Raw genomic sequence first — 20,524 nt, 5'->3', positions numbered from 1 at the left:
CTCTTGCGCCGGGACACCGAGCGTCCTAACATACAACCAAATGGTTGTACGAAATGAACTGACGGACGACGAGGTCGACCGCATCTTCCAGGCCCTCGCGGACTCGACGCGACGGGACATCGTGGTGCGGGTGCTGCGGCAGGAGCAGTCGGTCTCCGCGCTGGCCGCGCACTACCGGATGAGCTTCGCCGCCGTGCAGAAGCACGTGGCGGTGCTCGAGCGGGCCTCGCTGGTCACCAAGGAGCGGCGCGGCCGGGAGCAGGTGGTGCACGCCGGGGTGGCCACGCTGCGCCGGGCGGCGGCGCTGCTGGCGGACTACGAGCAGATCTGGCGCGGGCGGGCCCGCGCCATCGAGGACCTCCTCGCCGAGGAGACGCCCCCGGGGGACCCGGGGGCCCAGGAGGAAGGGAGCATGACATGCCGGTCATCGACGTGCACAAGGACACCGAGGCACTGACCCTGACGTTCGTCGCGGAGTTCGCCGCGGACGTCGAGCGGGTCTGGCAGGTCTGGGCCGACCCGCGCCAGCTCGAGCGCTGGTGGGGCCCGCCCGAGTGGCCGGCCACCTTCGAGGAGCACGAGCTCTCCGAGGGTGGGCGGTGCCGCTACTACATGACCGGCCCCGGCGGGGAGAAGGCCCGGGGCTGGTGGACGGTCACCGCCGTGGACCCGCCGCACCGGCTGGAGTTCGACGACGGCTTCGCGAGCGAGGACGGCGAGCCCGACCCCGCGCTGGGGGCCACCCACGGCGTCGTGACGTTCGAGGCCGTCGACGGCGGGACGCGGATGACCACGGTCTCGACCTTCGAGAGCGCGGACCAGCTGGAGCAGATGTCCGCGATGGGCATGGAGGAGGGCATGCGGGAGGCCATGGGCCAGATCGACGGCCTCCTCGCCGGCGCCGTACCCCGCTGAGCCGCCGGGGCCCTGGCCGCCGACGGCGCAGCCCTCCCCGGTCCTCGCCCGCGCCGCGGGACCGGACGACGACGCCGCCCCGGGGCCTCCGGGGCGGCGTCGTCACCGCCGGGCCCGCCGACGGGTGACGGCGGGCGACGGCGGGTCAGGCGTCCTGGGTCACGGCAGCGCCCTCGGCCGGCGCGGTGCCGGAGGCGGGCTCACGGCCCTCCGCCGGCTCCCGGCCCTCCGCGGACCTGCGGCCCGGCTCGGCCGCCCGCTGCGCGGACGCCGCGGCCCGCTGCGCCGCCTTCTTCAGCGGCTTCAGCTCGAGCCGGCGCTCGTGCTTGCGCTCCGCCCGGCGCTCCGTGCGCCGCTCGGCCTGCTTCTCGGCGCGGCGCTCCCGCTTCGCCTCCTCCGGTGCCTTCTCGCCCGGTGCCCCGGCGGCGGGGGTGGCGGTCTCCCGGCGGGGGGCGCGCTCCTTGACCGGGGCGCTGCCCGAGGCGCGCAGCCGCCGGTAGTGCTCGGCCGCCTCCTCCTGGCGCCGGGCCTCGATCCCCGTGGCGATCTCGGCCCGCAGGTGCTCCGGCTCGAGCTCGAACGCGGCCACGAGGTCGAGGGCGTGCGGGCGCAGGCGGGCGAGCAGCCGGTCGATGTACTCGTCGAGGCTGCGCCCGCGCCGCATGGACAGCCGTCCGTAGGAGAGGTACCACGCGAGGTTCTTCTCGATGAGCCGCAGCCCGAAGACGTCGCGCAGCCAGGTGAGCACGGTGCGGGTGCCCGGGTCCTCGACCTGCTCCAGGCCGCGGGTGAAGGCCTCCCACTGCAGCAGCTCCGCGTGGGCGCGCGCCGCGGCGATGATCTTGTGCTGGTTCTCGTTGAACAGCGCCGCGGCCTCCGCCCGGGGGAGCTTGGCGCTGGGCCGCAGGTTCTCCGCGATCTCGGCGACCATGGTCTGCACCCGGTCCGTGAGCAGCGCGCGCTGCGCGGACTCCTCGCGCAGGGCGTTGACCGATCGGCGCACGTCCCCCGTGTCCCGGAAGGCCTGGCCGAGCTTGCGCAGCCCCGACCGGTGGTAGGTGGCCTCGGTGGCCCGGCCGGCCACGTAGCGGGCCATCACGCCCACGTCGACGTGCTTGAACTCGTCCGCCCAGTCGGAGAGCAGCCGCTTGGCCACGAGCTGCAGCAGCACCGTGTTGTCGCCCTCGAACGTCGCGTAGACGTCCAGGTCGTGGCGCAGGGAGGTGAGCCGGTTCTTGGTCAGGAACCCCGCCCCGCCGCAGGCCTCGCGGCACTCCTGGACGGTGTCGAGGGCGCTCCAGGTGGACAGCGCCTTCAGAGCCGCGGCGAGCGTCTCGAGGTCCTGCCGGTTCTCGTCGGTGTCCTCGCGGCCGGAGAAGACGTCGTCGTACTTGTGCAGCAGCTCCTGGTGGGCGAAGTGCATGGCGTAGGTCTCCGCCAGCCGCGGCAGCAGCCGCCGCTGGTGCTGCTGGTAGTCCATCAGCACCTCCTCCTGGACGTCGGAGGACGCGTTGAACTGCCGGCGCTCGCTGCCGTAGCGGATCGCGATGCTCAGCGCGGCCTTGTTCGCCAGGACGGCCGCGCCGTCGAGGGAGACCCGGCCCTGCACCAGGGTGCCGATCATCGTGAAGAACCGGCGGCCCGGGCTCGCGATGGGCGAGCTGTAGGTGCCGTCCGGAGCCACGGCGCCGTACTTGTCCAGCAGGTGCGTGCGCGGGACCCGCACCCGGGTGAAGTGCAGCCGCCCGTTGTCGATCCCGTTGAGCCCGCCCTTGTGGCCGTCGTCCTCGCCGCCCACGCCGGGCAGGAAGTTCCCGTCCGCGTCCCGCAGGTCCACCCAGAACGCGTGCACGCCGTGGTTCACGCCGAGCGTGACCAGCTGGGCGAAGACCACGGCGGCGCGCCCGTGCACGGCGGCGTTGCCGAGGTAGTCCTTCCACGCCGCCGTGAAGGGGGTGTGGATCTCGAACTCCTCCGTGGCGGGGTCGTACGTGGCGGTGGTGCCGATCGAGGCGACGTCGGAGCCGTGGCCGATCTCGGTCATCGCGAACACGCCCGGGATCTTCAGGTCCCGGATGTCCGCGAGCCAGCGCCGGTGGTGCTCCTCGGTGCCGAGGTTGAGCACCGCGGAGCCGAACAGGCCCCACTGCACCCCGGCCTTGATCTGCATCGAGGGGTCCCCGAGCAGCAGCTCCTCGAAGCCCGAGACGTTGCCGCCCGGGTCGTTGTGCCCGCCGTACTCCTCCGGCAGCCCGCGGCTCATCGCCCCGTGCTCCACCAGCAGGTGCAGCTGGCCCAGCACCCGCTCGCGGTGCTCGTGGTGGGTGAGGCCCGGCTGCTGGTGCAGCCGCTCGTCGAGCAGCATCCGGCGGGTCTCGCGCCGGACCTCGGCCCAGCGCCCGAGCAGCACCTCGCCGAGGGCGGCGACGTCCACGGCGGGCGCCGGGAGTCCGGCGCCGTCCGCGGTGGCGGGCCCGGCGGCGGAGCCGGCGGCGGCGGTGGTCGGTCGGTCGACGGTGGTGGTCATGTTCGCTCCTGTCGTGGGTGACCGGCGGTGGCCGGTGCGGTCACGGGGTGGTGGGGGCCGGCCGGGGTCCGTGCCGGCCCGGGCGGTGGTCAGGTCGAGGGGGGCTCCGGCACGGGCGCGCCGGGCGGGCGCAGGCCGTCGACGGCCCAGCCCACGATCAGCTCCGTCATCCGCTCGCGGGACGGTCGCCGCGTGCCCCCGGGGGTGTTCATCCAGGCCTCGCCGGCGCCGCGCACCATGCCGATCGTGGACGCGGCCCAGTAGCTGAGCACCGGCTCCTCGAGCCGGCGCTCGGCGGGGGTGTGGCGCACGTGGGCCTCCGCGAGCAGCCCGCTGACGGACTCGGCGAACTCCTGGATCAGCCAGCGCTCGCCGCCGTCCCCGGCCGGGGCGTCCTCCTTGCCGGAGCGCTCGCCGCGGGCCCGCTCGGCCCGGTGCCGGTCGTGCCGCGAGCGCCCGGGGTCGGGGGAGAGGGCCACGACGAAGCGGTACACCGACGCCGAGCGCTCGATGCTGAGCAGGTACTCCGCGACCATCGCCTCGACCGAGTCCTCGAAGGAGCCGGCCGCGCGGGCCGCCTCCTCGAGCCGGTCGCGCATCCGCGTCACGGTGTACTCGCCGACCGCCCGCTGCAGTCCCGCCTTGTCCCCGAAGTACCGGTAGTAGACGGACTTGGAGGTCTGGCACGCGGTGGCGATCTCCTCCATGGACGCCTGCGCGCCGAGCTCGTCCACGGCGCTGCGCGCGGTGCGGATGAGCTCGATCCGGCGCTGCGCGCGGTGCCGGGCCCAGCGGGAGGAGCGTCCGTCCGTGGCGGGCGTGCCGCCCGGGGCGGCGGAGTCAGTGGCGTCGACCTGTTTCACGATACCCAGAGTATCAGGTATTGTCTTTCGTGACGTGATCATCATCACAACACCACCGAGGAGTTACCTGTGAGCGAGTCCACCCCCGAGCAGACCGTCGAGCCCACCGCCGAGCACACGACCCCCAGCGGCGCCGGACGCACCGGCGTGGCCCGCCGTGCGGTCGTGGTCGGCGCCAACCGCATCCCCTTCGCCCGGGCGCACGGCGCCTACGCCAACGCCGGCAACCAGGACATGCTCACCGCCGCCCTGGACGGCCTGGCCGCCCGCTACGGCCTCGCCGGGGAGCGGATCGGCGAGGTCGCCGCCGGCGCCGTGCTCAAGCACCCCAAGGACTTCAACCTCACGCGCGAGTCCGTGCTCGGGTCGGTCCTGGACCCCCGCACCCCGGCCTTCGACGTGCAGCAGGCCTGCGCCACCGGCATGGAGGCCGTCTCCACGCTGGTCAACAAGATCCGGCTCGGCCAGATCGACTCGGCCGTCGCCGGCGGCGTCGACTCCGCCTCGGACGCGCCCGTCGTGGTGAGCGAGCGGCTGCGCCGGACCCTGCTCGAGCTCAACCGGGCCAAGAGCACCCCGCAGAAGCTCAAGGCCCTCGCGGGCCTGCGCCCGGCCGACCTCAAGCCGGTGGCCCCCGGCACGGGCGAGCCGCGCACGGGGCTGTCCATGGGCGAGCACCAGGCCCTCACCACCGCCCGCTGGGGGATCTCCCGCGAGGCCCAGGACGAGCTCGCCGCCGCGAGCCACCGCAACCTGGCGGCCGCCTACGAGCGCGGGTTCTTCGACGACCTCGTCACCTCCTTCCGCGGCCTGTCCCGGGACAACAACCTCCGCCCGGACAGCACGGTCGAGAAGCTCGCCGGGCTCAAGCCGGTCTTCGGGAAGTCCCTCGACGCCGGGGCCACCATGACGGCGGGCAACTCCACGCCCCTCACCGACGGCGCCTCGACCGTGCTGCTCGCCTCCGAGGACTGGGCGGCGGAGCGCTCCCTGCCCGTGCTCGCCGACGTCGTGGACGTCGAGGCGGCCGCCGTCGACTTCGTGCACGGCGACGAGGGCCTGCTGATGGCCGGCGCCTACGCCGTGCCCCGCCTGCTGGCCCGCCAGGGCCTGGCGCTCGAGGACTTCGACTTCGTCGAGATCCACGAGGCGTTCGCCGCGACCGTGCTCGCGACCCTCGCCGCGTGGGAGGACGAGCAGTTCGGCCGCGAGCGGCTGGGCCTGGACGGCGCCTTCGGCACCGTGGACCGCAACCGGCTCAACGTCACGGGCTCCTCGCTCGCGGCCGGGCACCCGTTCGCCGCGACCGGCGGGCGCATCGTGGGCACCCTCGCCAAGCTCCTGCGCGAGCGCGCCGACGAGACCGGCCGCCCCGCCCGCGGGCTCATCTCGGTGTGCGCCGCCGGCGGCCTGGGCGTCACCGCGGTCCTCGAGGCCCGCTGAGCCCGCGCCCCCGACACCCCGCCGACCCCCACAGCAAGGACCACACCCCCATGGCAGACACCTATCTCGACCTCGTCAGCTCCGGCCCCGGCGGCCGGCTCGCCCGGCAGCTCGGGCTGCCCGCCCCCGCCCGGCTGCGCCGCCACCGCGCCGGGGACCCGCTCGTGCCCGGCCCCGTTCTCGTGCTGGGGCGGGGGGAGGAGGCCGACCGGATCGCCGCGGCCCTGCTCGGCTGGGACCTCGACGTGCGCCGCCACCCCGACGACGTCCACCGCCTCGGCGCGGTCGTGCTGGCCCTGACCGAGCTCGCCCGGCCCGCCGAGCTGGCCGAGCCCGCGCTCGGCCTGGGCGGGGCGCTGCGCTCGCTCGCCCCCGGCGGCCGGGTGGTCACCGTGTCCCGGCCCGCCCCGGGCATCGGCACGGGCGCGGCCTCGGCGACGCCCGCGGCGGCGGAGCCGCTCGACCCGGCCGTCGCCGCGGCCCGCCAGGCCGTCGTCGGCCTGCTGCGCTCCACCGCCCAGGAGATGCGCGGCGGGGCCACCGCCAACGGCGTCCTGCTCGCCGAGGGCGTCGCCCCCGAGGCCCCCAGCGTGCTGGGCGCCCTGCGGTTCCTGCTCTCCGGGCGCAGCGCCTTCGTCTCCGGGCAGTTCGTGACGGTCGGCGACGACGCCGGGGCTCTGCCCGAGGACTGGGAGGCCCCCCTGCGGGGCAGGGTCGCCGCCGTCACCGGCGCCGCCCGCGGCATCGGCGCGCAGATCGCCCGCACGCTCACCGGCGCCGGCGCGCGCGTCGTCGTCGTGGACGTCCCCGCCGCGGGCGAGCCCCTGGCCGCCCTCGCCAACGAGCTCCACGCCGTGGCCCTCCAGCTCGACGTCACGGACGAGCACGCCGGCGAGCGGATCCTCGGGCTCGCCCGGGAGCGCTTCGGGCACCTGGACGTGGTGGTGCACAACGCCGGGATCACCCGGGACAAGCTGCTGGCCAACATGGACGAGTCCCGCTGGGCCTCGGTGCTGGCCGTGAACCTCGAGTCGCAGCTGCGGATGAACGACCAGCTCCTGGCGGGGGAGGGCCTCGGCGAGGCGCCGCGGATCGTCTGCCTGGCCTCCACGAGCGGTGTGGCGGGCAACCGCGGCCAGACCAACTACGCCGCCTCGAAGGCCGGGGTGATCGGGATGGTCGCCGCCACCGCGCCCCTGCTGGCCCGGCGCGGCGGCAGCATCAACGCCGTGGCCCCCGGGTTCATCGAGACGGAGATGACCGCCCGGATCCCGGCGGCCCGCCGCCAGGTCGCGCGCCGGCTGAACTCCCTGCAGCAGGGCGGGCTGCCCGAGGACGTGGCCCAGGCCGTGCTGTTCCTCGCCTCGGACGCCGCCGGCGGCGTCAACGGGCAGACGCTGCGCGTGTGCGGCCAGAACCTGGTGGGGGCGTGAGCATGACCGCCGACCGGCACGAGACCGTGGTCCTGCCCGGCGTCCCCTCGCTGGGCGGGCTCTACGCCCGTGCGGCCGCGGGTGCGGCCGGGGACCTGCTCCCGCGCGCCCTCGCCGACCGGCTGCCCGGCCGGCCGGCCGGGTCGCACCGCGGCACCGGCGACGCCCCGCCCGTGCTGCCGGCGGCGGCGCACGTCGTCGAGGACGTGGTCGTCGACCCCGCCGGGCACGAGGCGTTCTGCCGCGCGGTCGGGGCGCCGCTGCGCGAGGGCCCCGGCGGCACCGAGGCCTTCTCCGGGCACCTGCACGCCCTGGCGTTCCCCGTGGCCATGAGCGTGCTCACCCGCCCGGACTTCCCGCTGCCGGTCCTCGGCATGGTGCACCTGGCCAACGAGGTCGAGCACCGCGGGACCACGGCGGTCGGGGAGCACCTCACGGTCACCGCCACCGCCGAGCGGCTGCGCCCGCACCGCTCCGGCGCACAGGTCGACGTCGTCGCCCGCCTCGCCCGCCGGGACGGCGAGACCGTCTGGACGGGCCGCTCCACCTACCTCGCCCGGGGCGTGCGCGTGCCCGGGGCGGCCCACGACGCCCCGCGCGCTGAGTTCGTGCCCCCGGCGCCGACCGGGCACTGGCGGCTGGCGGCCGGCGCGGGGCGGGACTACGCCGCGGTGAGCGGGGACTGGAACCCCATCCACCTCTCCGGCCCGAGCGCCCGGGCGCTCGGCATGAAGGGCGTCATCGCCCACGGCATGTACTCCGCCTCGCGCGCCCTCGCCGAGGTCGGGGTGCCGTCCGGGACGCCCTTCCGCTGGACGGTGGAGTTCGCGGCCCCGGTCCTGCTCCCGGGCACGGTCGCGGTCGCGATCACCGACGACGGCCGGGGCCCCGGCTGGCGGGGCTCGCGCTTCGCCGGGTGGGACCCGCGGCGCAGGCGCCCGCACTTCACGGGGACGGTGGCGCGGCTGGACGGCTGACCCGCCGCCGCGGGCCCGGTCGACGGTGGCGTCCGGCGCGTGGGCCACAATGGTCGGGTGAGCCCACAGCAGAGGACAGACGCACGACCCGTCGACGCCACCGGCCAGGACCTCAACCCCGCCCCGCCCAGCGAGGACCTCAAGGAGCAGTACGCGGAGCTCGTGGACCGGGTGCGCGCGGCGCGGACCGCCTACTACGTCGAGGACGCGCCCACCATCTCGGACGCGGAGTACGACGAGCTCTACCGGCGGCTCGAGGAGGTCGAGGCGCTGCACCCCGAGCTGGTGGCCAACGACTCGCCCACCCAGGAGGTCGGCGGCGAGGTCTCCGCGGCGTTCACGCCCGTGACGCACCTCGCGCGGATGTACTCCCTCGAGGACGTCTTCTCGATCGACGAGCTCACGGCCTGGCTGGCGAAGACCTCCGCCTCCATCGAGGCGCTGCCGGACGCCCCGGAGTCCGCGTGGCTCACCGAGCTGAAGATCGACGGGCTGGCCGTGAACCTGCTCTACCGCAACGGCGAGCTCGTGCGGGCCGCGACCCGGGGGGACGGCACCACGGGCGAGGACGTCACGCACAACGTGCGCACCATCGCCACCATCCCCACCGTGCTCACGGGGGAGGACGTGCCCGAGGAGGTCGAGATCCGCGGCGAGGTGTTTATCTCCTCCCGCGACTTCCGCGCCCTCAACGAGGCGATCGTGGCCGAGGGCCGGGCGCCCTTCGCCAACCCCCGCAACGCCGCGGCGGGCTCGCTGCGGCAGAAGGACCCGGCGGTCACGGCCCGGCGCCGGCTGTCCATGTACGTGCACGGGGTGGGGGCCGCCACGGGCCTGCACGCCGACACCCAGTCCCAGGTCTACGAGCTGCTCGAGCGGTGGGGCCTGCCCGTCAGCCCGTACTGCCGCGTGCTGCCCTCCACGGAGGACGTCCTCGCGTTCATCGAGGAGTACGGCCGCCGCCGCCACGACCTCATCCACGAGATCGACGGCATCGTGGTCAAGGTCGACGACCGCCGCACCCAGTTCCGGCTCGGGCACACCTCCCGGGTGCCCCGCTGGTCCGTGGCCTACAAGTACCCGCCCGAGGAGGTGCACACCCGGCTCAAGGACATCCTGGTCAACGTGGGCCGCACCGGGCGGGTCACCCCGTTCGGGCTCATGGAGCCGGTGCGGGTCGCCGGGTCCACCGTGGAGATGGCCACCCTGCACAACCAGGACGTGGTGCGGGCCAAGGGCGTGCTCATCGGGGACACCGTGGTGCTGCGCAAGGCGGGCGACGTGATCCCCGAGATCGTGGGGCCCGTGGTGGCGCTGCGGGACGGCACGGAGCGCGAGTTCGTGATGCCCACCCACTGCCCGTCCTGCGGCACGGAGCTGCGCCCGGCCAAGGAGGGCGACGTCGACATCCGCTGCCCCAACGCCCGCAGCTGCCCGTCCCAGCTGCGGGAGCGGGTCTTCCACGCCGCCGGCCGCGGCGCGTTCGACATCGAGGCCCTCGGCTACGAGGCCGCCCTCGCCCTGACCCGGCCCGACGAGCCGGAGACCCCGCCGCTGACCAGCGAGGCGCACCTGTTCGACCTCACCCCCGAGGACCTGCGCGAGGTGCGGATCCGGCGGGAGAAGAAGTCGCGCGGCACGCCCACGGGCGAGACCGAGCTCGTGCCCTACTTCTGGACGAAGGGCACGGCCAAGAAGCCCTCCGAGCCCACCGCCAACACCCGCAAGCTGTTCGAGGAGCTCGAGAAGGCCAAGGCGCAGCCGCTGTGGCGCGTGCTCGTGGCCCTGTCCGTCCGGCACGTCGGCCCGACCGCGGCCCGCTCCCTGGCCACGGCCTTCGGCTCGCTGCCGGCCATCCGCGACGCCGACGAGGAGACCCTGGCCCAGGCCGACGGCGTGGGGCCCGTGATCGCCGCGGCCCTCACCGAGTGGTTCGCCGAGCCGTGGCGCCGGGAGATCGTGGAGCGCTGGGCGGCCGCGGGCGTGCGCATGGAGGACGAGGTGGACGAGTCCGTGCCGCGGACCCTCGAGGGCACCACCGTGGTGATCACCGGCACCCTCGAGCGCTTCAGCCGCGACTCCGCGAAGGAGGCGGTGCTGGTGCGCGGCGGCAAGGCCTCCGGCTCCGTGTCGAAGAAGACGCACTTCCTGGTGGCGGGCGAGAACGCCGGCACCAAGCTGGACAAGGCCGAGCAGCTCGGGGTGACCGTGCTCGACGAGGCCGGGTTCGAGCGGCTCCTCGCCGAGGGGCCGGACGCGCTCGCCGGCGCGGGCGGGAGCACCTCCGAGGACGCCCCGGCCGGCACGGAGAGCGGCACGGAGAACGGTACGGACGACGAGGACGGGGCCTGAGCATGGGACGCCACGACGACGCGCTGGAGGGCCTCGGCCCGACCGGCGCCCACCTGGAGGAGCTGCTGGAGCTGGCCCTGGCGGCCGCCGAGTCCGGGGCGGAGGTCCTGCGGGGCCGCGACGCCGGCCGGCTGGGCGTCACCGGCAAGTCGGGGGAGGGGGACTGGGTCACCCGCTTCGACGTCGCCGCCGAGCAGGCCGTGCTGCGCACCATCCTGGACCGCCGCCCGCACGACACCGTCACCGGCGAGGAGTCGGGCACGCACCGGCCGGAGCACCCCTCCGGGATCCGCTGGTCGGTGGACCCGCTCGACGGCACCACCAACTTCATCCGCGGCATCGTCTACTACTGCACGTCCGTGGCCGCCGCCGACGCGCAGGGCAACTGGCTCGTGGGCGCCGTCAACGCCCCGGCCCTGCGCCGCACCTACTTCGCCGTGCGCGGGGCCGGCGCCTGGGTGGAGGAGGACGGGGCGTCCCGCCGGCTCGAAGGGCCCGTGCCGGACCGGCCGGGCCGGCTCTACGGCACCGGCTTCTCCTTCGACGCCGACCGGCGCGAGCGCCAGTTCCCGGCCTTCCTGGCCACCATGCGGCAGTACACGGACATGCGGCGCCTGGGCTCGGCGGCCCTGGACCTGTGCATGGTCGCCGACGGCGCGCTCGACGGGTACGGCGAGCAGGGTCTGCACGAGCACGACTGGGCCGCCGGCGCGCTCATCGCCGAGGAGGCCGGCGCCCTCGTGACCCGGCCGGAGCTGCCCTCCCCGGCGGCGGGCGAGGTGCCGGCCGCCGACCGCCTCGCGGCCTGGATTACCGCACGCGAGCGCGGCATTCCGGGCTGAGCGCGGGCCGGGGCCGGGCCCGCCGACGGTGTGAGATGGCTCTCGTCACTTGACCGAGACCAAAACGTTGCCATAGCGTGACCTTTGAAGCGTTCTTCCCGAGGGCATGCCCTCCGCTTCCCGGAGTGCGAGCTCCGGCGCCGGCGTCCTTCACGGGCCGGCACCCCTGCAGACCGCGAACGTGTGATACCTCACGACGGGCCGAAAGGGGTAGCGCAACGAAAATCGTTACGCTATCGTGATAATCAGCTTCCCCGAGGATTCCTCCGGGGATCCGGTGTGCCTGGAGTCCGACTCCCGGCGCGCCACCACACCATGCTGGGTGCTGCCGTAACACCGCACGTCGTCTGAAGGGCAGACACCTGTAAGCACTTACCCACCAACACCTTGACGGGTAGACGACGACGCGAAGACATCCGGGGACGGAAACGAGCGCAGGTGGCCCAGGGAGCATCATGACCAACGCTTTCGCTGTTCGTCGCAACGTCCGTCGCGGTGCCGCCGCTCTGATCCTCGGCGGGACCGCCGTGGGCGCCATGGCCCTCCCGGCCAACGCCGCCCCGGCCTCCACCTGGGACGCCCTCGCCGAGTGCGAGTCCGGTGGCAACTGGAACACCGCCACCGGCAACGGCTTCTCCGGCGGCCTGCAGTTCACCCCCTCCACCTGGGCCGCCTTCGGTGGCCAGGGCGCCCCGCAGGACGCCTCCCGTGAGCAGCAGATCGCCGTGGCCGAGAACGTTCTCGACGGCCAGGGCTGGGGCGCATGGCCCGCCTGCTCCGCGAAGCTGGGCCTGTCCGGCTCCGCGGCTCCCTCCGCCAACCCGATGGGCTCCGCGTCCGTGACCCCGCAGTCCGTCGAGGCCCCGGCCCCGATCGAGGCTCCGGCCCCCGCCCCGGTCGCCGCCCCCGAGCCCGGCCCCGTGGCCGCTCCCGTCGAGGCCCCGGCCGCCGTCCAGGCCCCGGTCGTCGAGTACGTGGCCCCCGCCGCCGCCGTGGCCCCGGCCTCGGTCTCCGCCGAGACCTACACCGTGGTCGCCGGCGACACCCTCGGTTCCATCGCCGACAAGCTCGGCATCGAGAACTGGGAGGACCTGTACGCCGCGAACGAGGGCACCATCGCCGACCCCAACCTGATCTTCCCCGGCCAGGTGCTGAACATCCCCGCCTGATCCCCACAGGATCTCGCACGGCGCGGCCACGGCCGCGCGGCAGCACACGAAAGGGCCCCTCCGTCCGGAGGGGCCCTTTCGTGTGCCCGGAGGCGGCTCGGCGCCGCGCGTGCGCTCAGCTCAAGGAGCTGCGCGTGCGCTCAGCTCACGGCGTGCGCTCGGGCCGGCTCCACAGCCACGGCTCGGCAGGCTCGGCCCCGGCGTCGCCGAAGCTCACGGAGCGCTCCGCGCCCTTGACCCGGTACGGCTGGATCACCGTCAGGGACTCGCCCTCCCGGTGCTGGGTCTCCACGGCCACGGCCGTCTGCCCGGAGCGGTCCGGCAGGGTCACGGGGAAGGCGACCGCGGCGCAGAGGAGGTCGTCCCGCAGCTCCACCGCCCGCGCCCGCAGGGCGTCCAGGGCGGCCTCGGGGCTCAGCTCCTCCGCGTCCTCGGCCGGCAGGCTGTCGAGCTCGTACTCGCCGTCCTTGCGCGCGGTGACGAGGAAGGGGGGGAACGCCCCGTGCTGCCCCAGCTGCTGCTCGGCCACGGCCTGGACGTGGGCCATGACCGTGTCGATCGTCGCGGCGGCGTCCTTGCTGACCCGCTGGCGCCACGCATTGGCGGCGTCCGTCGCGGAGGTCGCGCGCGCGGCCTTCCCGGAGCGGGCGCCGGGGCGCCCGCTCTTGGCGCCTCGGTCCTTCTTCGTGCGGGCGGGGGTGCTCTTGGCCATGTCCGGGTGCTCCTGTGCGGTGGTCGGTGCGTCCCTCCAGGGTATGCCCCTGAGGGGCCCCCTCCGGCCGGGAAGGAGGGGAGTGCCGCGCGGCTAGACTGGACCGGAAACCACCCCCGATCACGAGCAGGAGTGCGCATGTCTGCGATCACCCGCGAGCAGGTCGCCCACCTGGCGAAGCTCGCGCACCTCGAGATGACCGAGGAGGAGCTGCGGTCCATGGCGAAGGAGCTCGACCTCGTCGTCGACTCCGTCGCGTCCGTCAGCGAGGCCGCCGGCCCGGACGTCCCGGCCACGAGCCACCCCATCCCGCTGCAGAACGTCTTCCGCGAGGACGTCGTGGGCGAGACCCTCACCGCCGAGGAGTCGCTGCTCAACGCACCGGACGCCGCCGAGGGCAAGTTCAAGGTGCCCGCGATCCTGGACGAGGAGTAGCCGCATGAGCAGCACCGGAACGCCCCAGGGACCCGTCGGTCTCTCCGCCGCCGAGCTCGCCCTCCGGCTCGCCGCCGGCGAGATCACCTCCGTCGACGCCGTCCAGGCCCACCTGGACCGCATCCGGGAGACCGACGGCGATCCCGTCGACCCCGCCGACCGCAGCCGCGGCAGGACCGGGCTCAACGCCTTCCTGCACGTCAACACCGAGGAGGCCCTGTCCGTGGCCGCCGAGGTGGACGCCGCCCGTGCCCGCGGCGAGGAGCTGCCCGAGCTCGCCGGCGTGCCGATCGCGGTCAAGGACCTCATCGTCACCAAGGGGCAGCCCACCACCGCGGCGTCCCGCATGCTCGAGGGCTGGATGAGCCCCTACGACGCCACCGTGACCCGGCGGCTGCGCGCCGCCCGGATGCCGCTGCTGGGCAAGACGAACCTCGACGAGTTCGCGATGGGCTCCTCCAACGAGCACTCCGCCTTCGGCGACACCGCCAACCCGTGGGACCTGTCCCGCATCCCCGGCGGGTCCGGCGGCGGGTCCGCCGCCGCCGTGACCGCGTTCCAGGCGCCGCTGGCCCTGGGCACGGACACCGGCGGGTCCATCCGCCAGCCCGCGGCCCTGACCGGGTCGGTGGGCGTCAAGCCGACCTACGGCGGGGTCTCGCGCTACGGCGTGATCGCCATGGCCTCCTCGCTGGACCAGGTGGGCCCCGTGTCGCGCACGGTGCTCGACGCCGCGCTGCTGCACCAGGTGATCGGCGGGCACGACCCGCAGGACTCCACGTCCCTGCCCGACCCGGTCGGCGACCTCGCCGCCCAGGCCCGGGCCGGCGCCGCCGAGGGCGGGCTGGCGGGCCTGCGCGTGGGCGTCGTCAAGGAGCTCACGGGCGAGGGCTTCCAGCCCGGCGTCCAGCAGCGCTTCGAGGAGGCCGTGGAGCTGCTGCGCTCCGCGGGCGCCGAGGTCGTGGAGGTTTCCACCCCGAACTTCAAGTACGCCCTGGGGGCCTACTACCTCATCATGTCCTCCGAGGTCTCCTCGAACCTCGCCAAGTACGACGGCGTGCGCTTCGGCCACCGCGTGCTGCCCGCGGACGGGCCCCTGACCATCGAGCGCGTGATGGGCTCCACCCGCGCCGCCGGCTTCGGGGCCGAGGTCAAGCGCCGCATCATCCTGGGCACCTACGCGCTGTCCGCGGGCTACTACGACGCCTACTACGGCTCGGCGCAGAAGGTCCGCACCCTCGTGCAGCGCGACTTCGCGGCCGCGTTCGAGCAGGTGGACGTGCTGGTCTCCCCGACGTCCCCGACCACCGCGTTCGAGCGGGGCGCCGTGGACGAGTCCGCCGACCCCATGCAGATGTACCTGAACGACATCGCCACCATCCCCACCAACCTGGCCGGGGTCCCCGCGATCTCCGTCCCCGGCGGCCTCGCCCCCGAGGACGGGCTGCCCGTGGGCATCCAGTTCATGGCCCCCGCCCGCCAGGACGCCCGGCTCTACCGCGCGGGCGCCGGCCTGGAGGCCCTGCTCGAGCAGCGCTGGGGCGGACCGCTCTGGCAGCGGCTGCCGGACACCGCCGCCCTGGTCCGGGACCTGGCCGGCGGCCCCGCCGCGTCCGATCTGTCCGCACCCGTCCGGGGAGGAGCCCGCTGATGAACCGGAGCACCGAAGAGGTCCTGTCCTTCGACGAGGCCATGGAGAAGTACGACCCCGTGCTGGGCTTCGAGGTCCACGTGGAGCTCAACACCCGGACCAAGATGTTCGACGCCGCCCCCAACGTCTTCGGGGACGAGCCGAACACCAACGTCACCCCCGTCTCGCTCGGCCTGCCCGGGGTGCTCCCCGTGGTGAACCGGGTGGCCGTGGAGTCCGCGATCAAGCTCGGGCTCGCCCTGGGCTGCGAGATCCGCCCGGTCTCCCACTTCGCCCGGAAGAACTACTTCTACCCGGACACCCCCAAGAACTTCCAGACCTCCCAGTACGACGAGCCGATCGCCGAGAACGGCTCCGTCGACGTGGAGCTGGAGGACGGGACCGTGTTCACGGTCGAGATCGAGCGCGCCCACATGGAGGAGGACGCCGGGAAGCTCACGCACATGGGCGGCGCCGCCGGGCGCATCCAGGGCGCCGACTTCTCGCTGGTCGACTACAACCGCGCCGGCGTCCCGCTCATCGAGATCGTGACGAAGCCCATCGTGGGCGCCGGCACCCGCGCGCCCGAGCTGGCCCGCGTGTACGTGGCCCTGATCCGGGAGATCGTGAAGAACCTCGGGATCTCGGACGCGAAGATGGAGCGCGGCAACGTCCGCTGCGACGCCAACGTGTCCCTCATGCCCAAGGGCAGCGCCACGTTCGGTACCCGCTCCGAGACGAAGAACGTGAACTCGCTGCGCGCCGTGGAGCGTGCCGTGCGCTTCGAGATCCAGCGCCACGCGGCGGTCCTCGACTCCGGCGGCACGATCGTGCAGGAGACCCGGCACTGGCACGAGGACACCCGCTCCACCACGAGCGGGCGCCCCAAGTCGGACGCCGACGACTACCGCTACTTCCCTGAGCCCGACCTCGTGCCGGTCGTCACCGACCACGAGTGGATCGAGCGGCTGCGGGCCGAGCTGCCCGAGCCCCCCGCCGAGCGCCGGAAGCGGCTCAAGACCGACTGGGGCTTCTCCGACGAGGAGTTCCGGGACGTCGTCAACGCGGGGGTCCTCGACGAGATCGAGCAGACCGTGTCTGCCGGCGCCGCCCCGGCCGCGGCCCGCAAGTGGTGGATGGGCGAGATCGCCCGGCTGGCCAACCAGCGGGAGGTGGAGATCGCCGAGCTCGGCGTCACCCCACAGCACGTCGTCGAGCTCAACGGGCTCATCGACGCCGGGAAGATCAACGACAAGCTCGCCAAGAAGGTTCTCGCCCACGTCCTGGAGGGCGAGGGCTCGCCCGCGGAGGTCGTGGAGCGGCGCGGCCTGGCCGTGGTCTCCGACGACTCGGTGCTGACCGCGGCGATCGACGACGCCATGGCGCAGATGCCCGACGTCGTGGCGAAGGTGCAGGCCGGCAAGGTCCAGGCCGTCGGCGCCCTCATCGGCCCCGTCATGAAGGCCACCCGCGGCCAGGCCGACGCGGGCCGGGTGCGCGAGCTGATCCTGGAGAAGCTCGGCGTGCAGGGCTGACCGCCGCCCGCGCGCCCGCGCAGGACCGCGCGCGCCGGCCCGGAACACCGAGGGGTCGCCTCCTGTGGGAATCTTCAACGGATTCCGGCAGGACGCGACCCCTCGCCGCGCGGCGGGGTCCAGACGTGACCCCTCGCCGCGCGGCGGTGTCCGGTAGCGACCCCTCGCTGAGCGGCGGGGTCCGGACGCGACCCCTCGCTGCGCGGCGTGCGAGCATGGGCGCATGGACCCTGCGTGCGACGTGCTCATCATCGGCGGCGGCATCGCCGGACTGTCCCTGGCCTCGGAACTGGCCGAGCGGCGGGGGAGCGGCGCCGGGATCGTGCTCGCGGAGACCGAGCCCGCCCTGGCCCACCACACCTCCGGGCGCTCGGCCGAGCAGCTGATCCCCAGCTACGGCCCGGCCCCCGTCCGGGAGCTGACCGGGGCGACCGTGGCCCGGCTGCTCGACCCGCACCCGGCCCCGCCGCGGCCCCTGGCCTGGCCCAGCCGCATGGTGCTCGTCGGGACCGAGGCCCGGCTGCGCGCCGAGGCCGCCCCGGGGACGCGGCCGCTGTCCCGGGCGGAGCTCGTGGAGCTGTGCCCCGAGCTGGCCTGCTCCCCGGCGGACGCGGTCGAGGCCGGCCGCCTCGACAGCACCTCCGTGCGCACCGACGCCGCCGCGCTCGTGGCCTGGCACCGCGACCGGGCCGCGGCGGCGGGCGCCCGGCTGCTCACCGGCGCCGCGGTGACCGCGGCCGAGCCGGACGGCGCCGGCTGGCGGGTCGCGGCCGGCGGGGACCGGATCCGGGCCCGGCAGGTCGTCGTCGCCGCGGGCGCCTGGGCGGACGAGGTGGCGGGCCTGTTCGGCGCGGCCCCGCTGGGCCTGCGCCCGTTGCGGCGCACCGCGGCCCTCGTGCGGCTCGCGAAGCCGCTGGCCCCGGACCACCCCATGGTCGTCGCCGCGGACTCCGGCTGGTACTACCGGCGGGCCGGGGACGGCGCGCTCGTCTCCCCGTCCGAGGCCGTGCCGAGCGAGCCCTGCGACGCGCAGCCGGTGCTCGAGGACGTCGAGGACCTGCTGGGGCGGCTCAACACCGTGACCTCCCTCGGCGCCACGGGGATCGAGCGGGCCTGGACCGGTCTGCGCACCGAGTCCCCGGACGGCGTGCCCGTGTGCGGGACCGACCCGGCGGTCCCGGGGCTGGTCTGGCTCGCCGGGCAGTCCGGCTACGGGTTCCAGACGAGCACGGCCATGGCCCGGGCGGCCGCGGACGTGCTCCTGGAAGGGACGGTGGGCCCGTGGTGCTCCCGGGACACGGCCGCCGCCCTGGACCCGGGCCGCTTCCGGCGCTGAGCCACCGGGGGGGTGCGGCGCGGCGGGTCCCGTGCCGTCGGGCGCCGTGCCGCTCGGCCGCGGGGGCCCGGCGGGGGCAGGTCGCGCGCGAAACCCGCCGGCCCGGCTCAGGCGCCGGCGAGGCCCATCCGGTCCAGCACCCAGGCGTACTCCCAGGCCGTGTCCTTCCACTGCGAGTACCGCCCCGAGGCGCCGCCGTGGCCCCCGGCCATCTCGCAGCGCAGCAGCACCGGCTCGCCGGAGGTCGAGGCCCCCCGCAGCGCGGCGACCCACTTGGCGGGCTCCACGTAGAGCACCCGGGTGTCGTTGAGGCTCGTGACCGCGAGGACCGGGGGGTAGGGGAGCGGCCGAACGTTCTCGTAGGGCGAGTAGTCGCGCATGTACCCGTAGACGTGCGCGTCCTCGATGGGGTTGCCCCACTCCTCCCACTCGAGGGCCGTGAGCGGCAGGGACGGGTCGAGGATGGAGGTCAGCGGGTCCACGAACGGCACCGCCGCCAGCGCGCCGCAGTACCGCTCCGGGGCGAGGTTGAGCACCGCGCCCACCAGCAGGCCGCCGGCGGAGCCCCCCATCACCAGGATGCGCCGCTCGTCGACGTCCGGCCGGGCGGCGAGGTGCTCGGTGACCGCCACGTAGTCGGTGAACGTGTTCGTCTTGTGCAGCTTCTTGCCGTGCTCGTACCAGGTCCGCCCCAGCTCCCCGCCGCCGCGCACGTGGGCCACGGCCCAGACCACGCCGCGGTCCAGCAGGGACAGCCGGGAGACCGAGAACGCGGGGTCGGTGCTGTGCTCGTAGGAGCCGTAGGCGTACTGCAGCACCGGTGCCGGCACGGAGGGGTCGAGGTCGGCGCGGCGGACCAGGGAGACGGGGATGCGGGTCCCGTCCGCCGCGGTGGCCCAGTCCCGCTCCACCGCGTAGTCGGCGGGGTCGTAGCCGCCGAGCACCGTGGCCTCGCGCCGCAGCAGCGGCTCGGCGGGCAGTGCGCCGTCGTCCCCGGTGGCGCCCGCCACGAAGAGGTCGTAGACGCGCGGGGGCGTCGTGAAGGACGTGTAGGACAGGCGCACCACGGGGGCGTCGTGCTCCGCGGCGGAGACGCTCGCGGTGTAGAGCTCCTCGGCGAAGGCCGGTTCCACGGGGGCGGCCTGGGCGGCCGTGCCCAGGCCGGCGAGCGGGAGCAGCCGGACCCGCAGCGTGGTGTCCGCCCGGACGGAGACCACCAGGTGGGTGGCCGTCACGGCGCAGCCGTTGACGCGGACGGTGTCCGAGGCCGGCACGACGTCGCGCAGGACCACCTCCGCGACCGGGCGGCCGAGGTCGGCCGGGTCCATGAGGGAGATCCGGGAGTTCGGGGCCTCGTGGTCGTGGGTCAGCAGGATCTGCTCCCGCCCGTCCAGCAGCAGGGGCTCCGCCTCGTAGAGCACCCGGTCGGTGCGGGGCAGCACCACCCGCAGCGGCGCGGCCGGGTCCGCGACCGGCTGGATGAGCTGCTCCGAGAACTCGGAGCACATGGCCTCCACCACGATCCAGCGCCGGTCCGCGGACAGGCCCGCCCCGAGCCACAGGCCGGGGTCGGCCTCCTCGTGGACGAGGACGTCCTCGGCCACCGGGGTGCCCAGCTCGTGCCGGCGCAGCTGGTGGGGGCGCCAGGACTCGTCCACCACCGTGTAGTACACGGCGCGCGCGTCCGGGGTGAGGAAGGACCCGTAGAACGTCCCGGGGATCTCGTCGGCGAGCAGCGCCCCCGTGGTGAGGTCCCGGACCCGCAGGGTGAAGCGCTCGTCGCCGGTGACGTCCTCGGCCCAAGCCAGCAGCTCCCCGTCCTCGGAGACGTCGAAGCTGCCCAGGGAGTAGAACTCGTGCTTCGCGGCCTCCGCGTTGGCGTCGAGGAGCACCTGCTCCCCGGCCATGGGGGTGCCGGGCTCGACGACAGGCGGGGTCCAGTCCGCCAGCACGTCGCCGGTGGTCACGGCCGGGACCCGGCAGAACACCTGGTGCGCGCCGCCCTCCACGGTGCGGGCGAAGTACCACCAGGCGCCGCGCCGGCTGGGCACGGACAGGTCGGTCTCCTGGGTGCGGTCCTTGATCTCCCCGAAGATCGCCTCCCGCAGGCCCGTGAGGTGGGCGGTGGCGGACTCCGCGTACTCGTTCTCCGCGGTGAGGTGGGCCAGCACCTCGGGGGAGTCCTTGTCCCGCATCCACTCGTACGGGTCGGAGAACACGTGGCCGTGGAAGGCGCGCTCGACGGGCTGCTGGCGGATCTGCGGGGGAAGGACAGTCATGGTCCCCATCCTAGGGAAGACGTCCCGGGTGGGGAGGGCGGTCCGGTCGGGCCCGGGGGCGCCCGGCGCGGGGTGC

16 protein-coding genes are annotated in these 20,524 nt (G+C 74.8%); 12 read left to right on the top strand and 4 right to left on the bottom strand.

Annotation, left to right across the window (positions count from 1 at the left end; translation table 11 throughout):
* The first annotated feature begins 40 nt into the window (after positions 1–40).
* Positions 41–457 carry an ArsR/SmtB family transcription factor gene (locus tag RF644_RS14590; protein WP_368797017.1) on the top strand — a complete coding sequence of 139 codons (417 nt, stop codon included), beginning with the start codon at positions 41–43 and terminating at the stop codon, positions 455–457.
* A complete protein-coding gene (locus RF644_RS14585) occupies positions 418–915 on the top strand; it encodes an SRPBCC domain-containing protein (RefSeq protein WP_368797016.1) in 498 nt (165 codons plus the stop codon). The genes RF644_RS14590 and RF644_RS14585 overlap by 40 nt, the downstream gene beginning before the upstream one ends.
* 145 nt (positions 916–1,060) lie before the next feature.
* On the opposite strand, the gene RF644_RS14580 is transcribed toward RF644_RS14585, so the two are convergent.
* A complete protein-coding gene (locus RF644_RS14580; protein WP_368797015.1) occupies positions 1,061–3,442 on the bottom strand; it encodes an acyl-CoA dehydrogenase in 2,382 nt (793 codons plus the stop codon).
* A gap of 89 nt (positions 3,443–3,531) precedes the next feature.
* Positions 3,532–4,305, bottom strand: coding sequence for a TetR/AcrR family transcriptional regulator (locus RF644_RS14575; protein WP_368797014.1), 774 nt, complete (start codon positions 4,303–4,305; stop codon positions 3,532–3,534).
* Between the two features lie 147 nt (positions 4,306–4,452).
* Between RF644_RS14575 and RF644_RS14570 the strand changes: the two genes are divergently transcribed.
* From RF644_RS14570 to RF644_RS14545, 6 genes are all read left to right on the top strand, one after another.
* Entirely contained in the window at positions 4,453–5,748 is a 1,296-nt protein-coding gene (locus tag RF644_RS14570) for an acetyl-CoA C-acetyltransferase (protein ID WP_368797078.1), read from the top strand.
* A gap of 50 nt (positions 5,749–5,798) precedes the next feature.
* Entirely contained in the window at positions 5,799–7,181 is a 1,383-nt protein-coding gene (locus tag RF644_RS14565; RefSeq protein WP_368797013.1) for a 3-oxoacyl-ACP reductase, read from the top strand.
* Between the two features lie 2 nt (positions 7,182–7,183).
* The gene (locus RF644_RS14560) at positions 7,184–8,158 is read left to right on the top strand and encodes a MaoC family dehydratase (protein ID WP_368797076.1); all 975 of its coding nucleotides are present in this window, start codon (positions 7,184–7,186) and stop codon (positions 8,156–8,158) included.
* A 57-nt stretch (positions 8,159–8,215) separates the two neighbouring features.
* A complete protein-coding gene (gene ligA / locus RF644_RS14555) occupies positions 8,216–10,510 on the top strand; it encodes an NAD-dependent DNA ligase LigA (RefSeq protein ID WP_368797012.1) in 2,295 nt (764 codons plus the stop codon).
* Positions 10,511–10,512: 2 nt separating this feature from the next.
* A complete protein-coding gene (locus RF644_RS14550) occupies positions 10,513–11,352 on the top strand; it encodes an inositol monophosphatase (protein WP_368797011.1) in 840 nt (279 codons plus the stop codon).
* Positions 11,353–11,807: 455 nt separating this feature from the next.
* Positions 11,808–12,521: a transglycosylase family protein gene (locus RF644_RS14545; protein ID WP_368797010.1), complete on the top strand. Its 714-nt coding sequence runs from the start codon at positions 11,808–11,810 to the stop codon at positions 12,519–12,521.
* A 145-nt stretch (positions 12,522–12,666) separates the two neighbouring features.
* On the opposite strand, the gene RF644_RS14540 is transcribed toward RF644_RS14545, so the two are convergent.
* A complete protein-coding gene (locus RF644_RS14540; RefSeq protein ID WP_017833832.1) occupies positions 12,667–13,233 on the bottom strand; it encodes a hypothetical protein in 567 nt (188 codons plus the stop codon).
* Between the two features lie 138 nt (positions 13,234–13,371).
* On the opposite strand from RF644_RS14540, the gene gatC reads away from it, so the two are divergent.
* The 4 genes from gatC (at position 13,372) to RF644_RS14520 (ending at position 18,169) form a co-directional block, all read left to right on the top strand.
* Positions 13,372–13,668: an Asp-tRNA(Asn)/Glu-tRNA(Gln) amidotransferase subunit GatC gene (gatC, locus tag RF644_RS14535; RefSeq protein ID WP_368797009.1), complete on the top strand. Its 297-nt coding sequence runs from the start codon at positions 13,372–13,374 to the stop codon at positions 13,666–13,668.
* A gap of 4 nt (positions 13,669–13,672) precedes the next feature.
* Positions 13,673–15,319 (top strand): Asp-tRNA(Asn)/Glu-tRNA(Gln) amidotransferase subunit GatA, encoded by a 1,647-nt coding sequence (gene gatA, locus RF644_RS14530; protein ID WP_368797008.1) that lies wholly within the window; start codon positions 13,673–13,675, stop codon positions 15,317–15,319.
* Positions 15,319–16,833, top strand: a complete 1,515-nt coding sequence (gene gatB / locus RF644_RS14525) for an Asp-tRNA(Asn)/Glu-tRNA(Gln) amidotransferase subunit GatB (protein WP_017833829.1) — start codon at positions 15,319–15,321, stop codon at positions 16,831–16,833. The genes gatA and gatB overlap by 1 nt, the downstream gene beginning before the upstream one ends.
* 223 nt (positions 16,834–17,056) lie before the next feature.
* Positions 17,057–18,169 carry an NAD(P)/FAD-dependent oxidoreductase gene (locus RF644_RS14520; protein ID WP_368797006.1) on the top strand — a complete coding sequence of 371 codons (1,113 nt, stop codon included), beginning with the start codon at positions 17,057–17,059 and terminating at the stop codon, positions 18,167–18,169.
* Positions 18,170–18,276: 107 nt separating this feature from the next.
* On the opposite strand, the gene RF644_RS14515 is transcribed toward RF644_RS14520, so the two are convergent.
* Positions 18,277–20,448, bottom strand: coding sequence for a S9 family peptidase (locus RF644_RS14515; RefSeq protein WP_368797004.1), 2,172 nt, complete (start codon positions 20,446–20,448; stop codon positions 18,277–18,279).
* Positions 20,449–20,524: the final 76 nt, after the last annotated feature.

The sequence above is a fragment of the Kocuria sp. CPCC 205258 genome, from assembly GCF_040981005.1.
Lineage (GTDB): Bacteria > Actinomycetota > Actinomycetes > Actinomycetales > Micrococcaceae > Kocuria > Kocuria rosea.
This window is presented reverse-complemented; position numbering and strand designations above follow the sequence as displayed.